The following is a 19106-nucleotide window of genomic DNA, read 5'->3' on the forward strand; positions in this document are numbered from 1 at the left end:
CTGACATGCCGATCAATACCCGTATCAAGACCACAATCAAGCGTACCGGCGGCTGGCTGTACCTGAACACGTCCCTGGGTCGCCACGCATTAAGTGGCGCCGGCATCATCCTGATGTTGCACCGGGTACTGAACAACGACCGCGCCGCCGAATTGCCTCATCGCAACGAGCTGTGCGTGGGGCCCGAAGCGTTCGAACATTTGTTGATCTGGTTGCAGCAATACTTTGAATGCGTGCCATTGATGACCTTATTGCTGGCCGACCCTGAAAGCATTCCGAACCGTCCCCGGGTGGCCCTGACCTTCGACGACGGCTGGCGCGACAACGCCATGAACGCCTTTCCTCTGCTGCGCCAGTACCAAATGCCGGCGAGCATTTTCCTCTCCACCGACTTCGTCGGCAGTCGCCAGCATTTCTGGTGGGAGAGCATCGGCGAAACCTTGTGGGGCAGCCATGGGCAGGTGGCGCGGCGCTCGCTGATCGAGCATTTGCAGCACGCCGGTCGGCCGTTGCCGGTGTTGCTCGACGACATCGACGACGAGCGCCGCAGCCTGGCGCTGATGCATTTCCTGCAGAGCCTCAAGAGCCTCGATCCACGCATCTTGAGCGACCTCACCGACGCCTGCCCGCAGGGCTCCCAACCCCAAGCCCTGGACTGGTCCCAGGTACGCATGCTCGAAGATTCCGGACTGGTGCGTTTCGGTCCCCACGGCGCCAGCCACGCGATCCTGACCGGGCTGGACGACCAGCGCCTGCATGAAGAACTGTCCCGCAGTTGGACGGCCCTGGAAAATGGCTGTGCCCAACCCTTGCCGGTGTATTGCTACCCCAACGGGGACAATGACGCCCGTGTGCGCGAGCAGGTGGCGGCCCACGGTTTTCCGTTCGCGCTGGGCACCGAGGCCGGACTGTATCGCCATGACGGCGACCCCCTGAACCTGCCACGTTTCGGCGTCAGCCAACGCAACGCCTGTCACCCCGAGTTATTGGCCTGGCGTATTCGCCGAGGAGTCCGCTCATGAACCGTGCACGTTACCTCAGGCTCTTGGTGATGAGCATGGGCACGAGCCTGGCGATGATCGGCCTGCGCCTGTTGCGCAACGTGTTGCTGGCACGGATCCTCGGGCCCAGCGAACGCGGGCTGTTGGCGCTGCTCAGCACCCTGCCGGACCTGATCAGTGCCACCACCAGTGGGGGCCTGAATTCCGCCGTCGGTTATCAGGCTGCGCAGCATCGCTCGATGAGCCTGTTGCTCAGCCACGTGCTGGTCTTCGGTTGTCTGTTGGCGGGGTTGCTGACGCTGCTGGTGGTGGCGCTGGTGCGTGAGTTCGGCGCCGAACTGGACGTCACCACGCAACTGGGACTGCTGGCCTGGCTGCTGTTGCTGGCCGTGCCGCTGGCGGCGCTCAAGACCGGCCTGCTGACGCTGCACAACGCCTCCGGCGGCGTCGGCGTGTTCAACGCCTTGCGGCTGATGGAATCTTTGGTCCCGCTGTTGCTGTTCGTGGCGCTGTTCTGGATGTGGAAAGACACGGCGCTGGAAGCGGCGCTGATCAGTTGGCTGGCGGGCCTGAGCCTGGTGGTGCTGGCGGGTTGGATGTGGTTGCGTCGCGATCACGCGGTCACCCTGCGCTGGGATCGCGCCGGCCAGACCGAACTGTTGCGTTACGGTGTCCGCAGTCATCCGGACCTTTTGTTCCAGCAACTGATGACGCGTTCGGATTACCTGTTCATCGGCGCGCTGTTGGGCAGCACGGCGCTAGGGCACTACGCCATGGCCAGCGCGGCGGCCGAACTGCTGCATATCGTGCCGGAAGCGGTCACCACGCCACTGATGAAACGCCTGCTGCAGCAGGACAGCGACATGAAGCGCCTGACCCCGCTGGCCTTGCGCCTGACAGCCACGGCCATGCTGGGCGCCTGCCTGGGGATGGTCCTGGTCGGCGAATGGCTGATCGTCACCCTGTTCGGCATCGCCTATCAGCCGGCGTACCCGGCCCTGCTGGCGCTGCTGCCAGGGGTGTTCGGGTTGTGCTATGCGAGCATCCTGCGCCTGGACCTGCTGGGCAAGAACCGCCCCGGCACCGTTTCGCTGCTGATGGGCGGGGGGGCGCTGTTGAACCTGGCGTTGAACCTGATTTTGATCCCGCGCTACGGCATCGTCGGCGCTGCCGCCGCGTCCTCGACCGCCTACCTGGGTGTCACCCTGGCAATGCTTGTCATGTATTGCCGCCTCAGCGGCGTGGCGCTGTGGCAGACGCTGATCATCCTGCCCAGCGATTTGCTGCCAATGCGTCAGATGCTACTGGGGAAATCCGCGTGAATACCGTTGTCGGCAAAACCGCCATCGCGAGCAGGCTCGCTCCCACAGGGTCCGGTGCCGGACAGAACACCTGTGTCCACCACACCCCCCTTGTGGGAGCGAGCCTGCTCGCGAAAGCGGTGGGTCGGTTAGCGGCGATGTTGAGGCTGAAGGCCTCTTCGCGAGCAGGCTCGCTCCCACAGTGGAAGATCGGCGCGTGCCTATGTCTTCTCGCGCTGGCAACTTCGGTCCACGGCGCGTCCATGCAATGGACCGGCATCCGTGACGGCAGCCTGTACCTGCAAACCGACCGCCAGGACGCTGTCACCGTGCGCTGGGTGCCCGCCTGGCAAGCCGAAGCCAATACCGAACACCTGTATCTGCTCGACGGCCAGGGACGATTGGCGGGTGAGCGCCTGATCAAGGCCGACCAGGTGCGTGGAGAGCAACAATGGCCCCTGCTGCCCGGCACCGCCAGTTATCGGCTGGAAATTCCCGGCTACAGTTTCCGGCGCTATAGCGTTGAGCACGACGTGCGCACCCGCGCCCTGTTTGCCCCGGCCAAGGTGCATTTCAGTGCTGAAACCCACGATGGCGATGAGCTGTATTTCAAAGTGGCAGCCGGCGAACAGGCGGTGTTGGCCGGCAAGTTCCACGGCGGCGTACGTGCGCTGCAAGTCCGGCGAGTCGCGGACGGCAAGCAGTTGCAACTGAATCTCAAGCCACAACGGGCCTATTGGCAATTCGACCAGGTGACCCTGCCGGTGGCGGACGTGGACCAAATCTGGCGCCTGCATCTGCAAGGCAACGGCAAGGTCGCGTTCTGGTTGGACGGCACCGCCAACCTGTTCGCCCAAGACCCGGCGCACCTGCAACCGGTGCGCCAGGATCAGGGGCAGACTCACCTGAAACTGTACGACGAGGCGCTCGGCACGACCCCCAAGCTGGGCACGGCCCTACCCTACGAGTTATTGCCGCCGTCCACCTACGCCGTGCTCGACGCGCTCAAACCCCAGGCGGCGACCCTTTACAGCTTCGTCGATATCACGGCGGCCAGGGCCAATTATGAAGATGCCTTCCGACGCTTGTACCAGGACCGCTTCGCCATCAGCCAAAACATCACCCTGTTGGCCCGCAGCCAGCGCCAGGTAGAGCTAAAGGACGACCGGACCAGTCACAACGGCTTGCAAGCCTGGCTCACGTCGACCCGCGCGCTGGGCGGCAAAAGCCTCCATTACCTCAGTTTTGCCGACGAGCCGAACCTCAATTACCCAGACTTCGCCAGTTTCCAGCAACTGTTCCAGAGCATGGCTGCCCAGGTCCGCGCCGATCCTGCCAACGCACGAGCCGGTGTCCGCATCGCCATGCCGGCCAGCTCCCAGTTCACCAACGGCCCCTTCATCGAAAATGCCGCTGACAAGCGCGGGATCGACTGGGCACGGCGCCTGCTGGCGACGTCCGACGACCAGATCGACGCCCTGGCCTGGCATGAATGGATGGTCCGCGACCTGCTGGCGACCCGGGTCTACCGCGACAGTGTCCGTCAGGCCGCCAACCTGGTGGGACTGGACAGCCAGGGTCGGCCGCGCAAGGCGTTGCTGTTGGACCAGACCAATATGTCCAGTGGCTCGAGTCTCAGCCCTTACGATCAGGAAACCCATTACGCCGCCCTGTGGTGGACATCGGTGGCCATCAACGCCTCGGCCGACGGCTGGCTGGACATGCTCAACTGGTTCATGGCCGCCGACGAACCGGAGTATCCCAAAGGCATGGTGCGGGTGCTGGACGATCAGCACTTCGAGCTCAAGCCCGTGGGCCTGGCCCAGCAGTTCATTCAACAGCATTGGCTCGACCAAGTGCTGCGCCTGGACAACGACGCCTTTGAAGTCGACGCCCTGGCCATGGCCACCGGGAAGCAACGCAGTCTGCTGGGCGTGAACAAAAGCACGCGGGCTCATCGGGTCAGCCTCGACGGCACGATCTGCCCTCAACCTGGCATGACCCTAGTGTATTTCGGCCCGGACAACCGCAGCCAAAGCGCTCCGCTCGATTGCAAGGCCGGCCAGGTCGGTTTTCTCCTGCCAGGGGAAACCGTGTTCGCCCTCAGTTGGACAGCTTCCCTTTCCCCCCAACCTGCCGCCCGCCAGGAGGCACCATGAACGCTCTGCAAACATTGCGTGATCGCATTCAGAAAAAAGGTCTGCGCGCCGTTCTAAAGCAGCTACGCAAACACTACGTATTTTCCCACACCCGATTGGTGTGGCTGGAGCACGATATACGGACCCCGCTCCCCCCACACAACCTAAAGCCCTACCCACCGATGCGCCTGGAGTTCATCACCGTCGCCAATGCCGATGCTTTTGCCCGGCACTTCGGCGACCGCGTCAAAACCATGCGCGAGCTGGCGGCCGAAGGCTACACAGGCTTGATGTATCTGGATGATCAGGGCGACACCGTGGGTTTCGCCTGGGCCAGTACACGGGACTATTTCGACCGCCATTTCTATCACTGCAACTTTCCGATCAAGCCTGGCGAATACTTTCAGTTCGGTGGCGAGGCGATCCGTGAATACTGGGGTTCCAGAATATCGGCGGACATGCAGTTGGAGGTATGGAAAGTCATGGCGGACCATGGTTGCAACACCATGGTCGATGTTTGCGATTTGCAAAACATCCAGGCGATCAAGATGCATATTCGCATGGGCTTCCAGGAGCGCGGGCAGATCACCCACCTGTACCACTTGCTCGGTCGCTGGCGGTTTCTGCGAAATACGTCTTACACCGGCACGGTACTGGACGCTTTTCGTAAACAGGCCCGGCCGGCGGCCTCGACTTCGGCGGCCTGATCCCCATGACGATCCGGTTCCAATGGTGTCGCTCCCTGGGCGCGGCGGACTTTCCTGTATCAGCTTATGAACAGCTGCGAACCCAGGTGGCCGACGCAACGCCGTTCAACACCCTGGCCTGGCTGCAAGCGGCGGAATTGGCCCTGTTGCCCGAGCAGCAATTGCATGTGTTGCTGGGCTGGCAGGACCAGACCTTGTGCCTTTTCCTGCCCCTGATATCAGGCCTTGAACGTATCGGCGGGCTGCGGTTCCGGGTGTTGCATCACTTGGGTTTTCCAATGGCCGACCGCATCGCCCTGCTGGCGCGCCTGGACGCCGAAGACATGAGCCTGGCGCTGATGCAGATCCGTCAGCACTTGCCTCACGCGCTGCTGCAATTGAATGAAGTGGTCGAGCCGGTCGGTGAGCAAAGCGTGCTCAGTGGCTGGATGGCGCTGAGCTCCACCGGGGAGCGGCGCCTGAGTTGTCGGGTTCCGGTGCATCTGATCAGCGACAGCGACCACCAGGAAATCTCTGGCGACCCGCGCTACAAGCTGCGCCGGGCCCGCAAGCGGATCGCCGCCTGTGGCGCTCAGATCCGTCGGGTGACGCCGGACGCCATCAGCATGGGGCAACTGTTGCGCAGCCTCGCTGATGTCGAGGCGGCCAGTTGGAAGGGCGAGGAAGGCGTTGGCATCTTCGCCGATCCCAGGCGTCGACAATGGATGAACCTCGCCTTCACCGCCTTCGCCGCCCAAGGCCTGGTGCGGGTGGTGATGCTGGAGCTGAACGGCGAATGCATCAGCTATCGCCTCGGCTTGCTGGACCAGGGACGGCTGTACGACTACAACCTGGCGTTCCTGCCGCAGCACGCCGACCTGGGCAGCGGTCGGGTATTGCTCGAAGAGTGGATTCGCTGGGGGTTGGACGACAACTGGCGCTGGATCGATGCATCGCGCGTCAGCCTGGAGAGCTCCAGCCACCAATTGCACGAACGCATGACCGGCCAACTGGAGCACTGGCGCTGGAGTTTTTACTCATGGCAACCCGGTGGCCTGCTCCTGGGATTTGCCTTGCGGCTATGGAAAAGCCTGAAGCCGTGGCTTGGCAAACGCCGGACCAAACCAACCGCGACGACGGCATTGCCCCCCGCAAAGAACTAGGAGCACACGAATGCCTCGTCAAGTGATCGTCAACGCTGACGATTTTGGGCTCAGCCTCGGCGAAAACGCGCTGATCCTGCAAGCCTTCGAAAGCGGCATTATCAGCTCGGCCACGGCGATGGCCAACATGCCAGGGTTCGAGCAAGCGTGTGAACTGGCCAGGCAACCGCTGCTCGACGGCCACATCGGCCTGCATTTCAACCTCAGCTACGGCCCGCCACTGGGCCGGGCGATCACATCGCGACCGCTCTTTTGCGATGCCTATGGGCAGTTCGACCTGAACCTGTCGCGTTATTGCCTGCGCCTGGGTTCAAAGGACTTGGCGGCCGTGGAGGATGAATTGCAGGCGCAATGGCAGCACTGCCTGGACCATGGCCTGCGTCCCAGCCACCTTGATTCCCATCAACACGTGCACAACATCTGGCCCATCGGCGAACTGGTGGCCCGCTTCGCCGCCAGGCAAGGCGTGCCCATGCGCCTGGCGCGCAACCTGGGAGCGAACTTGACCATGCCCAAGCGCATTTTCAAGACCCTGCTCAACCGGCGCATGCGCGGCTTGTGCGGTGCGACAGCGGACTACGTCTGCACCCCAGCCGACCTGGACCATGCCGCACCACCGGAACATGGCTCACTCGAGGTTATCGTGCATCCGCTGCAACTGGACGGGGATTTTGGCGATGCCAGCCTGATGCCGGGAGACTCGTTGACCCAGGTACTGTACAAGCGCCTGGCGGGTGTGCCCAAGGTCGCCTATGGCCGCACCGCGCGGGTGTTGACGCCGGTTGAGTACGGGGATGTGCACTGACAGGGAGCCGCATCCGACAGAAATCCCTGCGCCACTTCCGGAGAATCTGCTACAAGGCATATTCCGTTTGCAGTAGCGAATTGCACCGATGTCTTCACTCTTACTTTCTCGCCTGAAACGACGCTGGTTGGCCTGGCTGTGCATGAGCGCATTGGTGATCGGCCTGCCGGTGGGCTGTGCAGTGTTGCAGCATAAGGAACGCGAGCTGGTCTTTCGTATCGAGCCGGGAACAGCGAGCTGGTTCAGTGGGCTCCCCAGCAGCGTGCAGGAATTCGATCTCAAGCCCAAGAGCTTCAAGGCCGAGGAAAATATCCACGGCTGGTGGTGGCCGGCCGAACGCAAGAACGCTCCGGCCATCCTGTACTTGCATGGCGTGCGTTGGAATCTGACCGGCCAGTTGTTTCGTATCCAGCAACTGAGGGCACTGGGCTATTCGGTGCTGGCGATCGATTACCGTGGTTTTGGCAAAAGCCATGGGGATCTGCCGTCGGAAGCCAGCGTCTATGAAGATGCACGCATCGCCTGGGAACGTCTCAAGGTACTGCAACCGGACCCGGCCCTGCGGCTGATCTATGGTCATTCCCTGGGTGGGGCCGTCGCGGTAGACCTTGCTGCGCAGCTGGGCCAGGAGGCGGCGAAGAATGGCGGTGCCCAGGTCCGAGGCCTGGTCATCGAATCCACTTTCACTTCCTTGGGCGATGTTGCAACCGCCATGGCGAACACGTCCCTGCCGGTGCGCTGGCTGCTGTCGCAGAAGTTCGACTCCATCGACAAAATCGGCGAGATCAACATGCCGCTGTTGATTGTCCATGGCGCCGCCGACCGCTACGTACCGCCCCGGTTCAGCGAGCAGCTGTTCAACGCCGCCCGGGAGCCCAAGCGTCTGTTGCTGGTGCCCGGCGCGACGCACAATAACAGCATGAGTCTGGCGGGGAAAAGCTACCGGCAGGCATTGGATGCCCTGATGAAAAGCTCACCCGCGCCCGTGGCTGGAAACGCCCTGGCCAGCCCGGCCAAGGCGGGCTGATCACTCTCCCTTCAGATCACCACCCCCCTTGTGGGAGCGGGCTTGCTCGCGAAAGCGTCAGCCCAGTCAACATCGCTGCAACTGACCCGCCGCTATCGCGAGCAGGCTCGCTCCCACAGGGGTTGGCGGTGTGCATGGAGCTTTGGTCACCCCAAGACAGACCATGTGGGAGCGAGCCTGCTCACGATAGCAGTGCAAGCGCACGCAAAAAAAAACGGCACCTTTCGGTGCCGTTCGTTTTCACGCGTGGGGCTTTACTTGCGTGCCGCCTCCCATGATTTCAACAGCTCGGTGTAGCTCACCGTTTCACCTTTAGGCTTCTCGTTCGCCAGTTTCGGCTTCGGTGCGCCCGGTTGGTCGAACCAGTATTGCGCGTCGCGCTCGGGGTTCATTTTCGGGGCGCAGGTGGCTTGGGCCTTGGAGCGTTCCAGGCGCGTCATGATCGCGTCCTGGTCCTTGGCCAACCCATCGAGGGCCTGTTGCGGGGTCTTCTCGCCGCTTGCGGCTTCGGCGATGTGGCTCCACCACAGTTGCGCCAGGCGTGGATAGTCCGGCACGTTGGTCCCGGTCGGGGTCCATTGCACACGGGCCGGGCTGCGGTAGAACTCCACCAGGCCACCGAGTTTCGGCGCCAGGTCGGTCAAGGCCTGAGAGTTGATGTCCGACTCACGAATCGGCGTCAGACCGACGATGGTCTTTTTCAGCGACACGGTCTTGGACGTCACGAACTGCGCGTAGAGCCAGGCGGCGAGTTTCTGTTTCTCCGGCGTGGACTTCATGAATGTCCAGGAACCCACGTCCTGATACCCCAGCTTCATGCCCTCTTCCCAGTACGGACCACGCGGCGACGGCGCCATGCGCCATTTCGGCGTGCCATCGGCGTTCATCACCGGCAGGCCCGGCTTGGTCATGTCGGCGGTGAAAGCGGTGTACCAGAAGATCTGCTGGGCAATGTTGCCCTGGGACGGTACCGGGCCGGATTCGGAGAAGGTCATGCCCGCCGCTTCCGGTGGCGCGTACTTCTTCATCCAGTCCACGTATTTGGTGGTGGCGAACACCGCCGCCGGTCCGTTGGTATCGCCGCCGCGGGTCACACTGGAACCGACCGGATGGCAGTCTTCGACACGAATGCCCCACTCATCCACCGGCAAACCGTTGGGCAGGCCTTTGTCGCCACCGCCGGCCATGGAGAACCAGGCATCGGTGAAGCGCCAGCCCAGGGACGGGTCTTTCTTGCCGTAGTCCATGTGGCCGTAGACACGCTTGCCGTCGATTTCCTTGACGTCTTCGGAGAAGAACTTGGCGATGTCCTCATAGGCCGACCAGTTCACCGGTACGCCCAGCTCGTAGCCGTATTTCTCCTTGAACTTGGCCTTCAGCTCGGGGCGCTCGAACCAGTCGGCGCGGAACCAGTACAAGTTGGCGAATTGCTGGTCGGGCAGTTGATAGATCTTGCCGTCCGGCGCGGTGGTGAAGGAAATGCCGATGAAGTCCTTGATGTCCAGGGTTGGCGAGGTGAAATCCTTGCCTTCGTTGGCCATCAGGTCGGTGATCGATTCGGTCTTGCCGTAGCGGAAGTGCGTACCGATCAGGTCCGAGTCGTTGACCCAGCCGTCATAGATATTCTTGTCCGATTGCATCTGGGTCTGCAGCTTCTCCACCACGTCGCCTTCCTGGAGCAGGTCGTGGGTCAGCTGGATCCCGGTGATTTCGCTGAAGGCCTTGGCCAGCACCTTGGACTCGTATTCGTGGGTGGCGATGGTTTCCGACACCACGTTGATTTTCATCCCGCGAAACGGCTGGGCGGCCTTGATGAACCACTTGAGTTCTTCGAGCTGCTGCTCGGCGGTCAGGGTCGACGGCTTGAATTCACTGCCGATCCATTTTTTAGCGGCGTCTTCATAGGCGTCGGCCCAGGCCGCAGCGCTCAGCCCGCTGAGTGCCAGCATGGCTGCCAATGAAACGCTATGTCGCAGCTTATTGTTTTTATTGAACATAGAGACCTCCTGTTTGGGTTTGAGAGCCTGATCGCGAACCGACTAGCCCCACCGCATCACTGCCAACAGCCACACCAGAGACAACGCGAACGCTATCCAGATGCTCCAGTCGGTGGCGCCGATCACCAGCATATGCAGGTAGGCGCTACCGAGAAGACCGATAAACAACCGATCGCCCCGGGTGGTGGCAATCGGCAGGAAACCGCGCCGAGGGATACTCGGCGAACGCAGTTCCCACGTGGTCATGCCTGCCAGCAGCAAGGCGATGACTCCAAAGAATGCCGCCGTGGGGGCGGTCCAGTTCATCCATTCCATCATCGACTCCTCAGACCCGGCCCAGGGCGAAGCCCTTGGCCACGTGGTTGCGAACGAACCAGATCACCAGCATGCCCGGCAGGATGGTCAACACCCCCGCCGCCGCCAGCACGCCCCAATCGATACCCGATGCCGACACGGTGCGGGTCATCACCGCGGCGATCGGCTTGGCATTGACCGAGGTAAGCGTGCGCGCCAGCAGCAGTTCGACCCAGGAAAACATGAAGCAGAAGAATGCCGTGACACCGATGCCGGAGCCGATCAACGGGATGAAAATCTTGGCGAAGAACTTGGGGAAACTGTAGCCGTCAATGTAGGCGGTCTCGTCAATTTCTTTTGGCACCCCGGACATGAAGCCTTCGAGGATCCACACCGCCAGCGGCACGTTGAACAGGCAATGGGCCAAGGCCACGGCGATATGGGTATCGAACAGGCCGATGGACGAATACAGCTGGAAGAACGGCAACAGAAACACCGCCGGTGGTGCCATGCGGTTGGTCAGCAGCCAGAAGAACAGGTGCTTGTCCCCGAGGAAGCGGTAGCGGGAAAACGCATAGGCCGCCGGCAGCGCGACGGTCAGGGAAATCACCGTGTTCAGGCTGACGTAGTACAGCGAGTTGAGGTAACCGGTGTACCAGCTCGGGTCGGTGAAGATCACCTTGTAGTTGTGGAACGTGAAATCCTGGGGCCACAGGGTCAGGCTGCCGAGGATCTCGGTGTTGCTCTTGAACGACATGTTCAGCAGCCAGTAGATGGGCACCAGCAGGAACAGGATGTAGATCAAAAGCGGAATCAGCTTTCTCTTGCTCATCGTGCGGGCCTCAACGGTTGGCGTCGGAATGCGTCATGGCGGTATAGAACAACCACGACACCAACAGAATGATCAGGAAGTACACCAGGGAAAACGCCGCCGCCGGACCCAGGTCGAATTGACCGATAGCCATCTGCGTCAGGGTCTGGCTGAGGAACGTGGTGGCGTTACCCGGCCCGCCGCCGGTGAGTACGAACGGCTCGGTGTAGATCATGAAGCTGTCCATGAAACGCAGCATCACGGCGATCAGCAGCACACTCTTCATCTTCGGCAACTGGATGTGGCGGAACACGGCCCAGTTCGATGCGCGGTCAATCCGCGCGGCCTGGTAGTACACGTCGGGAATCGCCCGCAGCCCCGAATAGCACAGCAGCGCGACCAACGAAGTCCAGTGCCAGACGTCCATCACCAATACCGTGACCCAGGCGTCCATGGTGTTGGCCGCATAGTTGTAGTTGATGCCCAGGCCGTTGAGGGTCGAACCCAGCAAGCCGATGTCGGCGCGGCCGAAAATCTGCCAGATGGTGCCCACCACGTTCCAGGGAATCAGCAGCGGGATCGCCAGGATGATCAACACCAGTGACGACCATTTGCCCTTGGTCGGCATGGTCAGGGCGATGGCGATGCCCAGGGGGATTTCGATCAGCAACACGCATGCCGAATAGATGAACTGACGCAGCAATGAATCGTGCAGCCGTGGATCGAGCAGCACCTGCTTGTACCAGTCGGCGCCGACGAAGTAGCGGCTGGACTGGTCGAAGATGTCCTGCACCGAATAGTTGACCACGGTCATCATCGGGATCACGGCGCTGAAGGCCACCAGCAGGAACACCGGCAACACCAGCCACCAGGCCTTGTTGTTCTGCACCTTGTTCATGGCTGCACCTCGCTCAGTGGTTCCAGCAGGTATTCATCGGCATAAACCATCAACCATTGGGCCGGAAAACTGATGTACGCCGTGCCTTCCGGCACCGGCTTGTCTTCGGCCAGGCGTACTTTCAACGGCGCGCCATCAAGGTTGAGGGTCAGGATCTTGTAGGTGCCCAGGTCTTCGACGTGGACCACGTCGGCCCGCATCGCGTCGTCGTATGGGCCGTCCCAGACATGCACGAATTCCGGACGAATACCGACCTTCAGGGTTTTGCCCTGGGCCTGGGCAACGCGTTGTTGCAGGGTTTCGGACAGGGGCAAGTGGGTCGAGCCGAAGCCGACGCCGCCGGGCTGCGCCGTGACTTCGATCAGGTTCATCCCCGGGCTGCCGATGAAGTAGCCGACAAAGGTGTGGCTCGGGCGCTCGAACAAGTCCCGGGGCGTGCCGAACTGCACGATCTGGCCGCCATACATCACAGCGATCTTGTCGGCGAAAGTCGAGGCTTCCAACTGGTCGTGGGTGACGTAGACCATGGTGATGTTGAACTGCTCGTGAATCTGCTTGAGCTTGCGCCGCAGCTTCCATTTCAGGTGCGGGTCGATCACCGTCAGTGGCTCGTCGAACAGGATCGCCGACACATCGTCGCGCACCAGCCCGCGGCCCATGGAGACTTTCTGTTTTTCGTCGGCGGTCAGGTTGCGGGCCTTTTTGTCCAGCAGGTTCTGCAGGTCCAGGACCTCGGCGATTTCCTGCACCTTGGTGTGGATCCTGGCTTCGGCCATGCCCTGGTTACGCAGCGGGAACGCCAGGTTGTCGAACACGGTCATGGTGTCGTACACCACCGGGAACTGAAACACCTGGGCGATGTTGCGCCGCTCCGGAGTCAGGTCGTTGACGACCTTGCTGTCGAACATCACCTGGCCTTCGGAGGGGCTGAGCAGTCCGGAGATGATATTGAGCAAGGTGGATTTGCCGCAGCCCGAGGGCCCGAGCAGCGCATAGGCGCCGCCCTGCTCCCAGATGTGGTTCATCTCGCGGATCGCGTAGTCCTCAGGGCCCGCCGGGGTGCTGGTGTAGCTATGGGCGAGGTTCTGCAAACGAATTTCAGCCATCAGGCAACCCTCGCAATACGCAGGCCCGGGGCCTGGACCAGCTTGCCTTGGGCATCGAAGACAAACAGTTTATGGGTCGGAATGTAGATGCGGATCGGCGCATCCACGTCGTACTCATGTACCCCTGGCAAGTGCAGCACCAGCAGGAAATGTTCGTTGCGCACATGCAGGAACGTCTCCGAGCCGCTGATCTCGGCCACTTCGACGGTCACCGCCAGTTCGAGGTCGTCGTCGTTGCTCGGCACCAGGGAGATATGGCTGGGGCGCACGCCGAAGCGGAACTCGCCCTCGCCCACCGGGCGCAGGTCGACGTTCAGCGGGAAGTGCACGAAATTGGCGAAGCTCACTTCATTGCCGGCGATGCGTCCGGGCATGAGGTTGATGGGCGGTTCGGAAAACAGCTCGGCGGCCAGCACGGTCTGCGGCTGGTGATACACCGAGGACGATTTGCCGCTCTGGATGACCCGGCCTTCATGCAGGATGGTGGTGGTGCCGCCCAAGGCCAATGCTTCATTGGGCTCGGTGGTGGCGTAGACCGCGATGGTGTGGCGGGCCTGGAACAGTTCGCGCATTTCCTGGCGCAGTTCTTCGCGCAGCTTGTAGTCCAGGTTCACCAGCGGCTCGTCGAACAGGATCAGCTCGGCGTCCTTGACCAGCGCCCGGGCCATGGCGGTGCGCTGCTGCTGGCCGCCGGACAACTCCAGCGGATGACGCTTGAGGAATTTCTCGATCCGCAGCATTTTTGCGGTTTCCAGGACCTTGCCCTGGATAACCTCCTCGGACACCCCGGCCTGGCGCAACGGCGAAGCGATGTTTTCGAAAACGGTCATGGTCGGGTAGTTGATGAACTGCTGGTAAACCATCGACACGTTGCGCAGCCGCACCGGGCGGTTGGTGACGTCGACGCCGTTCATCAGGATGCGGCCGCTGTCGGGCTTGTCCAGACCGGCCATCAGGCGCATGAGGCTGGTCTTGCCGGACAGCGTGCGGCCCAGCAGGACGTTGAAGGATCCGGGTTCGAAACTCAGATTGGCATCGTCGATCCAGGTCTGGCCTTCGACGGTGCGACAGATGTGCTCAAGCTTTAATGACATGGCTCGGCCTTTTTATTATTTGGAGTCAAGCGACCCGAGCTAGAAAGCGAAAGCCGTGCCAGAAATTACAAGCCTTTGATCAGATTGGTATTTCCCTTGATCTGTAGGAAAAAGGCGTTCATTGATGAACACAAATGAACAATCATGAGTGAACAACTGAACAACGCTCGGGTTGACAATGAACAATTTTGAACAACACTGAATAACACCTGTGGGAGCGAGCCTGCTCGCGATAGCGGTGTGTCAGCCGCATTAATGCATCAGATCTATCGCTATCGCGAGCAGACTTGCTTCCACAAAAGGGGCTGTGTATGAAGTGATATTCAGGCTGCCCCAGCACAAGGAGGATGTGCGAGACTGATCACAACAATAAAAACAGCACCTGCGAGAGTGCCCCATGGCCGCACCTGCTCCAGCCTTGTCCCACGAGGCCATCATCCAGGCATCCTGGTCCCGTTGCCGCGCCTTCGGCCTGAACCATCAAAGCGTGCCGGCCTTCGACCCATTGCCCGCCCAAGGCATCGCCCAGTTGCTGGAGAGCCAGCATTCGCTGGTGCAGACCACCCACCAGGAAGTCTTGCCGTATTACGAAAACATCCTGAGCAACTCCAACTGCCTGATCATGCTGGCCGACAACCAGGGCCAAGTGCTGACCTCCTGGGGCACCCAGCGTTTCATCGAGCCGAAACTGGCCCATGGCTTCAGCGCCGGGGCGAGCTGGATGGAGCGCTGCACCGGCACCAATGCCATCGGTACCGCGCTGGCCTGCGAACAGGCGGTGCACATCGAACACGATGAACACTTCCTCAAGGCCAACCGCTTCATGACCGGCTCCGCCGCGCCGATCTTCGATGCCGAGCGCAAGGTCATCGCCGTGCTGGACGTATCCAGCGACAGCTACCTGCCGCCGTCCCACACCCTGGGCATGGTCAAGATGATGAGCCAGACCGTGGAGAACCGGCTGATCCTCAACCTGTTTCGCGGTGAACACTTCCAACTGACCTTCAACACCGGCTTGAACAACCTCGACAGCCAATGGGCCGGGCTGCTGATCTTCGATGAGAGCGGCCAGGTACTGTCCGCCAACCGCCGGGCCGACAACCTGCTGGGCTTGAGCCTGTCGCGGGTCAGCATCGAAAGCCTGTTCAAGGTCTCGTTACTGGAACTGCTGAACCAACCCGACGGCCTGCCGTTCGCCCTGCAAGCATCCGGCAGCAATCGCTTCCAGTGCTTGCTCAGGCGCCCGAGCCAAGTGTCGATCAAGGCCCGGGTTTTCACCGAAGCAGCGCCTGCACCAGCGCCCGCCAGCAACGCTATCAGCCTCAACACCCTGCACTTCGGCGACAGCCGCGTGGAAAAAGCCGTGCGCCAGGCCGAGCGCCTGCTGGAGAAGGACATTCCGCTGCTGATCCATGGCGAGACCGGCGTCGGCAAGGAAGTCTTCGTCAAAGCCTTACACCAGGCCAGTTCCCGCTGCAAGCAGCCATTCATTGCCGTCAACTGCGCGGCGATCCCCGCTGAGCTGGTGGAGTCGGAACTGTTCGGTTATGAAAAAGGCGCGTTCACTGGCGCCAACCAGAAAGGCAGTATCGGCCTGATCCGCAAGGCCGACCGGGGCACACTGTTCCTCGACGAGATCGGCGACATGCCCCTGCCAACCCAGGCCCGGCTGCTGCGGGTCTTGCAGGAGCGTTGCGTGCAACCGGTGGGTAGCGCCGAGCTGTTCCCGGTGGACATCCGCATCATCTCCGCCACCAACCGCTCACTGCGTGAACAGGTACAACTGGGGCGGTTTCGCGAAGACCTGTACTATCGCATCGGCGGCCTGACCCTGGAACTGCCACCGCTGCGCGAACGCAGTGACAAGCAGGCGCTATTCAAGCGCCTCTGGGAACACCACCGCGAACCGACCCAATGGGCCGGTTTGAGTCGCGAAGTATTGGATCTGTTCGAGCGCCATCCATGGCCGGGCAACCTGCGCCAGGTCAGCAGCGTGCTGCAAGTGGCCCTGGCGATGGCCGAGGAACAGCCGATCCGCCCGGAGCATCTGCCCGACGACTTTTTTGTCGACCTGGAAATGGAGCCGGTGGAAACACCGGAGCCGCTGACGGTGGACCTTAACGATGCCGAGGACCTGAACCGCCAGTTGCAGGCGGTGGGCGGGAATATCTCGCACTTGGCGCGACGGCTGGGGGTCAGCCGCAATACCTTGTACAAACGCCTGCGGCAACTGGAAAACTGATACGAAACCTGTGGTGAATGCGATACCTGAGACAACTCGGAAAAACTGTGGGAGCGGGCTTGCTCGCGAAGGCGGTGTGTCATTCAACATTGATGTTGACTGACCCGACGCTTTCGCGAGCAAGCCCGCTCCCACAGAGTTGCACTCAACTGACTGGCATTACTCCGAAGAGGCTGCCATTTCGTTGGAACACCGGGTCAATCAAACGCCCCGTTGAGCACTTCATAGATGATGCCAGTGGCGATCGCTACCAGGATCAGGTCAGTGCCGACCTGTTGCCACTCATAACCGTCATAGTGCGGCAACCGCCCCAGCAGTCGACCGTCGAGTTTCTTGGCGATACCGGGTGGCAACGGCTTGCCCCGGGCAAGATTTTTCTGGATGCCCGGCGGCAATGCCGGGCCAGGGCTCCAGTAATCGCGATAGCCGCCAATCACACCCAGGATGCCGCCGCGATCGATGCTCGGGCCGTTATGCCAATCGCCGCCACCACCGCCTTGGTTTCCCTTGCCGCCCTGGTTGCCCTTGTTGCCAGAATTTCCTTGACCGCCCTTGTTGCCCTGCCCGCCTTTGCCTCCCTGGCCGTGACCGGGGCCTTGATCGAATTGAGCGCTTCCCTTGCCGTTGCCCGGGTCTGCGACAACAATGCCAGGGCCCGCCGCCAGGGCGAAACAAGTAACTGCAGCAATCAACGAGCGCAATTTGAACATGGCAGTTCTCTCGAAAAAGGGATGTCCCCTGTAAAGATATAGAGACTAACGGTGATATTAGTTCCATATCACGCTACCGTCGTCGCCAGGACAGAATGACGCGTTCAACCCGCAATCAAGGAGCTCCATGCGCAAGGATTACCTGGCTTTTTTCGCCTCGATGTTCCTCTCCCGGCTGGCCGATCAGATTTTGCTGTTCATCGTCCCGCTGATTGTTTTCCAGACCACCAACAGCGTCTCCTGGGCGGGCCTGGCTTTCTTCGTCGAATCCTTGCCACGCTACCTGTCGTTCCCGATCTGCGGCGCGCTGTGCGACAAGTTTCCGCCAATTCGCATCCTGCACATCAGCCAGGTTTATCGCGCCGTAGCTTGCGGGGTAGCGGTCGCGCTCTATGGCGTCTTCGGCGGTATCTATTGGATCGTCGCCCTTTCGGCCCTGTGTGGCGTACTGACCACTCAAGGCATCATGGCCCGCGAAGTGGTGATGCCTTACATCTTCAAGCACTACACCTACACCAAGACCCTGTCCTACTCGCAAATCGCCGATCAGACCGGCTTGGTACTGGGCCCGCTGGTCGCTGCGCTGCTGCTTGAGGTGTGGGCGTGGCACTGGGTGGTACTGGCGATTGCCGGGCTGTTCCTGCTGGCGGACCTGGCCATGCTGTACTGGCAGCGCACCAGTTCGGTCATCCTGGAAACCTTCGAGCAGCATCACGACCTCTGGCTGAACCCGCTGCGCATCGCCTTCGGCCATATCCGTCGCCTGGCGGAGCTGAAAAAAATCATCGGCCTGGCGGTGGGCGTCAACCTGATCATCGGCGTCACCCTCGCCACCTCGGCTGCCATGGTCATCGGCCATTACGGCGCCGGCAAGGATGACTATGCAGGTTTACAGGCAGCCGGTGCCGTGACCACCATCCTCATCCTGTTCCTCCTGGCCCGGCTGACCTTGCCCTTGAAACTACTGGGCGCCCTCTCCTACACGCTGATTGCCGTCGGCGCCTTCATCACCGCGCTCAGCCCGAACACAGGGGGCTACGTCGTCGGTTTCTTGCTGATTGTCGGTTTCGACAAAATGTTCAACGTCTACTTCCGCACCCTGCGCCAGCAAGTCATTCCGCCCCAGGACTTCGGCAAGACCGTCGGCGTCATCACGCTGCTCAACAACCTGTCGCAACCGCTCGCGGGGCTGTTGGTCGCGGTGCTCGCGGCGCCGGTTGGAACGCAAGAGGTGATTCTGCTGTTGGCGGTTGCCTGCAGCCTGATCGGAGCCGGGGTGGTTGTGGTGCACAGGTATTCGACACACCGGTCAAGCGTCTACAGCGCCGAGACCGACTGACCCTTCCGGAGAGCGGTTTGTATTATCAGTGACTTATTGTTGAGGCATGGTTGCAACGTTGTTGGCGTCAATGCACGTCTGCCCCGCCATTCGTCACCTGTCGAGTGTCGGGGTCAACAAGCGGCCACGTCTGGCTCAGGGTTTGCACTGGCCTGTCTCAGCAGCCAAGAACGACGTAATTCTGACGCGGCGGCAAATTAATCAATGCTTGGTCAGCAAACGGAGATGTACCGTGTCAACTCTCAACGAAATCGCAGCGAACCACGCGAGAATGGCAAAGTTAAAGGAAGAAGAGTCGATGCGGCTGAGTGCGCTTCAGGGTCAGGTGGTGGGGAGTTTTGAAATTCCACCCATCGAAGCGCCACAGGAGATGTCGTTGCACTTTATGACGGGTGTACAGGATCACTCGTTCGGAGAGGCGGCTGCGCTGAGTTTTTGACCTGGGTGTTGATTGGAATCAGTCGCCCGCTTATGCGGCGGGCGACTTTGGATGG

General features: G+C 61.2%; 17 protein-coding genes. 10 read left to right on the top strand and 7 right to left on the bottom strand.

Translation table 11 applies throughout. The annotated features are described in order from the left end of the window. The first annotated feature begins 5 nt into the window (after nt 1–5). The 7 genes from PSH86_RS20585 to PSH86_RS20615 all read left to right on the top strand — a co-directional run bounded on the left by PSH86_RS20585 (nt 6) and on the right by PSH86_RS20615 (nt 8121). Nucleotides 6–1022 carry a polysaccharide deacetylase family protein gene (locus PSH86_RS20585; protein ID WP_305484614.1) on the top strand — a complete coding sequence of 339 codons (1017 nt, stop codon included), beginning with the start codon at nt 6–8 and terminating at the stop codon, nt 1020–1022. Beyond that, a complete protein-coding gene (locus PSH86_RS20590) occupies nt 1019–2323 on the top strand; it encodes an oligosaccharide flippase family protein (protein ID WP_305484616.1) in 1305 nt (434 codons plus the stop codon). Before PSH86_RS20585 ends, PSH86_RS20590 begins: the two co-directional genes overlap by 4 nt. 242 nt (nt 2324–2565) lie before the next feature. Further along, nucleotides 2566–4461, top strand: coding sequence for a hypothetical protein (locus PSH86_RS20595; RefSeq protein ID WP_305484618.1), 1896 nt, complete (start codon nt 2566–2568; stop codon nt 4459–4461). Then, complete coding sequence (locus PSH86_RS20600) at nt 4458–5147, top strand: N-acetyltransferase (protein ID WP_305484620.1); 690 nt, start codon at nt 4458–4460, stop codon at nt 5145–5147. The genes PSH86_RS20595 and PSH86_RS20600 overlap by 4 nt, the downstream gene beginning before the upstream one ends. 5 nt (nt 5148–5152) lie before the next feature. Then, a complete protein-coding gene (locus PSH86_RS20605; protein WP_305484622.1) occupies nt 5153–6289 on the top strand; it encodes a GNAT family N-acetyltransferase in 1137 nt (378 codons plus the stop codon). Nucleotides 6290–6299: 10 nt separating this feature from the next. Beyond that, complete coding sequence (locus PSH86_RS20610; RefSeq protein WP_305484624.1) at nt 6300–7094, top strand: ChbG/HpnK family deacetylase; 795 nt, start codon at nt 6300–6302, stop codon at nt 7092–7094. A gap of 88 nt (nt 7095–7182) precedes the next feature. Then, complete coding sequence (locus tag PSH86_RS20615) at nt 7183–8121, top strand: alpha/beta hydrolase (protein ID WP_305484626.1); 939 nt, start codon at nt 7183–7185, stop codon at nt 8119–8121. A gap of 254 nt (nt 8122–8375) precedes the next feature. Here the strand turns inward: PSH86_RS20615 and PSH86_RS20620 are convergent, their stop codons facing one another. Genes PSH86_RS20620 through PSH86_RS20645 form a run of 6 tightly spaced genes read right to left on the bottom strand, consistent with a single transcriptional unit; the run spans nt 8376 to nt 14321 of the window. Next, nucleotides 8376–10118 (bottom strand): ABC transporter substrate-binding protein, encoded by a 1743-nt coding sequence (locus tag PSH86_RS20620; RefSeq protein ID WP_109754635.1) that lies wholly within the window; start codon nt 10116–10118, stop codon nt 8376–8378. A 42-nt stretch (nt 10119–10160) separates the two neighbouring features. Next, nucleotides 10161–10433 (bottom strand): DUF2160 domain-containing protein, encoded by a 273-nt coding sequence (locus PSH86_RS20625; protein ID WP_057451631.1) that lies wholly within the window; start codon nt 10431–10433, stop codon nt 10161–10163. Nucleotides 10434–10443: 10 nt separating this feature from the next. Next, a complete protein-coding gene (locus tag PSH86_RS20630) occupies nt 10444–11244 on the bottom strand; it encodes a carbohydrate ABC transporter permease (RefSeq protein WP_109754634.1) in 801 nt (266 codons plus the stop codon). A 10-nt stretch (nt 11245–11254) separates the two neighbouring features. Beyond that, entirely contained in the window at nt 11255–12121 is an 867-nt protein-coding gene (locus tag PSH86_RS20635; RefSeq protein WP_030142069.1) for a carbohydrate ABC transporter permease, read from the bottom strand. Next, a complete protein-coding gene (locus PSH86_RS20640) occupies nt 12118–13227 on the bottom strand; it encodes an ABC transporter ATP-binding protein (protein WP_109754633.1) in 1110 nt (369 codons plus the stop codon). Before PSH86_RS20640 ends, PSH86_RS20635 begins: the two co-directional genes overlap by 4 nt. Then, the gene (locus PSH86_RS20645) at nt 13227–14321 is read right to left on the bottom strand and encodes an ABC transporter ATP-binding protein (protein WP_053123386.1); all 1095 of its coding nucleotides are present in this window, start codon (nt 14319–14321) and stop codon (nt 13227–13229) included. The genes PSH86_RS20640 and PSH86_RS20645 overlap by 1 nt, the downstream gene beginning before the upstream one ends. Before the next feature lie 397 nt (nt 14322–14718). Here PSH86_RS20645 and PSH86_RS20650 point away from each other — a divergent pair, with 397 nt between their 5' ends. Then, nucleotides 14719–16563 carry a sigma-54-dependent Fis family transcriptional regulator gene (locus PSH86_RS20650; RefSeq protein ID WP_305484631.1) on the top strand — a complete coding sequence of 615 codons (1845 nt, stop codon included), beginning with the start codon at nt 14719–14721 and terminating at the stop codon, nt 16561–16563. A 197-nt stretch (nt 16564–16760) separates the two neighbouring features. Here the strand turns inward: PSH86_RS20650 and PSH86_RS20660 are convergent, their stop codons facing one another. Next, nucleotides 16761–17273, bottom strand: a complete 513-nt coding sequence (locus tag PSH86_RS20660) for an anti-virulence regulator CigR family protein (RefSeq protein ID WP_305484633.1) — start codon at nt 17271–17273, stop codon at nt 16761–16763. A 127-nt stretch (nt 17274–17400) separates the two neighbouring features. Between PSH86_RS20660 and PSH86_RS20665 the strand changes: the two genes are divergently transcribed. Then, nucleotides 17401–18612: an MFS transporter gene (locus PSH86_RS20665; RefSeq protein ID WP_305484635.1), complete on the top strand. Its 1212-nt coding sequence runs from the start codon at nt 17401–17403 to the stop codon at nt 18610–18612. Nucleotides 18613–18844: 232 nt separating this feature from the next. Further along, nucleotides 18845–19051 (top strand): hypothetical protein, encoded by a 207-nt coding sequence (locus PSH86_RS20670; RefSeq protein ID WP_027912993.1) that lies wholly within the window; start codon nt 18845–18847, stop codon nt 19049–19051. The last annotated feature ends 55 nt before the right edge of the window (nt 19052–19106 follow it).

Source organism: Pseudomonas sp. FP2300, from assembly GCF_030687595.1.
In the GTDB taxonomy this organism is placed as follows: domain Bacteria; phylum Pseudomonadota; class Gammaproteobacteria; order Pseudomonadales; family Pseudomonadaceae; genus Aquipseudomonas; species Aquipseudomonas bijieensis.

Excerpts from the sequence above, each read along its gene's own strand:
- PSH86_RS20585 (WP_305484614.1), top strand. The coding sequence starts at position 6 with ATGCCGATCAATACCCGTATCAAGACCACAATCAAGCGTACCGGCGGC.
- PSH86_RS20590 (WP_305484616.1), top strand. The coding sequence starts at position 1,019 with ATGAACCGTGCACGTTACCTCAGGCTCTTGGTGATGAGCATGGGCACG.
- PSH86_RS20595 (WP_305484618.1), top strand. The coding sequence starts at position 2,566 with ATGCAATGGACCGGCATCCGTGACGGCAGCCTGTACCTGCAAACCGAC.
- PSH86_RS20600 (WP_305484620.1), top strand. The coding sequence starts at position 4,458 with ATGAACGCTCTGCAAACATTGCGTGATCGCATTCAGAAAAAAGGTCTG.
- PSH86_RS20605 (WP_305484622.1), top strand. The coding sequence starts at position 5,153 with ATGACGATCCGGTTCCAATGGTGTCGCTCCCTGGGCGCGGCGGACTTT.
- PSH86_RS20610 (WP_305484624.1), top strand. The coding sequence starts at position 6,300 with ATGCCTCGTCAAGTGATCGTCAACGCTGACGATTTTGGGCTCAGCCTC.
- PSH86_RS20615 (WP_305484626.1), top strand. The coding sequence starts at position 7,183 with ATGTCTTCACTCTTACTTTCTCGCCTGAAACGACGCTGGTTGGCCTGG.
- PSH86_RS20620 (WP_109754635.1), bottom strand. The coding sequence starts at position 10,118 with ATGTTCAATAAAAACAATAAGCTGCGACATAGCGTTTCATTGGCAGCC.
- PSH86_RS20625 (WP_057451631.1), bottom strand. The coding sequence starts at position 10,433 with ATGGAATGGATGAACTGGACCGCCCCCACGGCGGCATTCTTTGGAGTC.
- PSH86_RS20630 (WP_109754634.1), bottom strand. The coding sequence starts at position 11,244 with ATGAGCAAGAGAAAGCTGATTCCGCTTTTGATCTACATCCTGTTCCTG.
- PSH86_RS20635 (WP_030142069.1), bottom strand. The coding sequence starts at position 12,121 with ATGAACAAGGTGCAGAACAACAAGGCCTGGTGGCTGGTGTTGCCGGTG.
- PSH86_RS20640 (WP_109754633.1), bottom strand. The coding sequence starts at position 13,227 with ATGGCTGAAATTCGTTTGCAGAACCTCGCCCATAGCTACACCAGCACC.
- PSH86_RS20645 (WP_053123386.1), bottom strand. The coding sequence starts at position 14,321 with ATGTCATTAAAGCTTGAGCACATCTGTCGCACCGTCGAAGGCCAGACC.
- PSH86_RS20650 (WP_305484631.1), top strand. The coding sequence starts at position 14,719 with ATGGCCGCACCTGCTCCAGCCTTGTCCCACGAGGCCATCATCCAGGCA.
- PSH86_RS20660 (WP_305484633.1), bottom strand. The coding sequence starts at position 17,273 with ATGTTCAAATTGCGCTCGTTGATTGCTGCAGTTACTTGTTTCGCCCTG.
- PSH86_RS20665 (WP_305484635.1), top strand. The coding sequence starts at position 17,401 with ATGCGCAAGGATTACCTGGCTTTTTTCGCCTCGATGTTCCTCTCCCGG.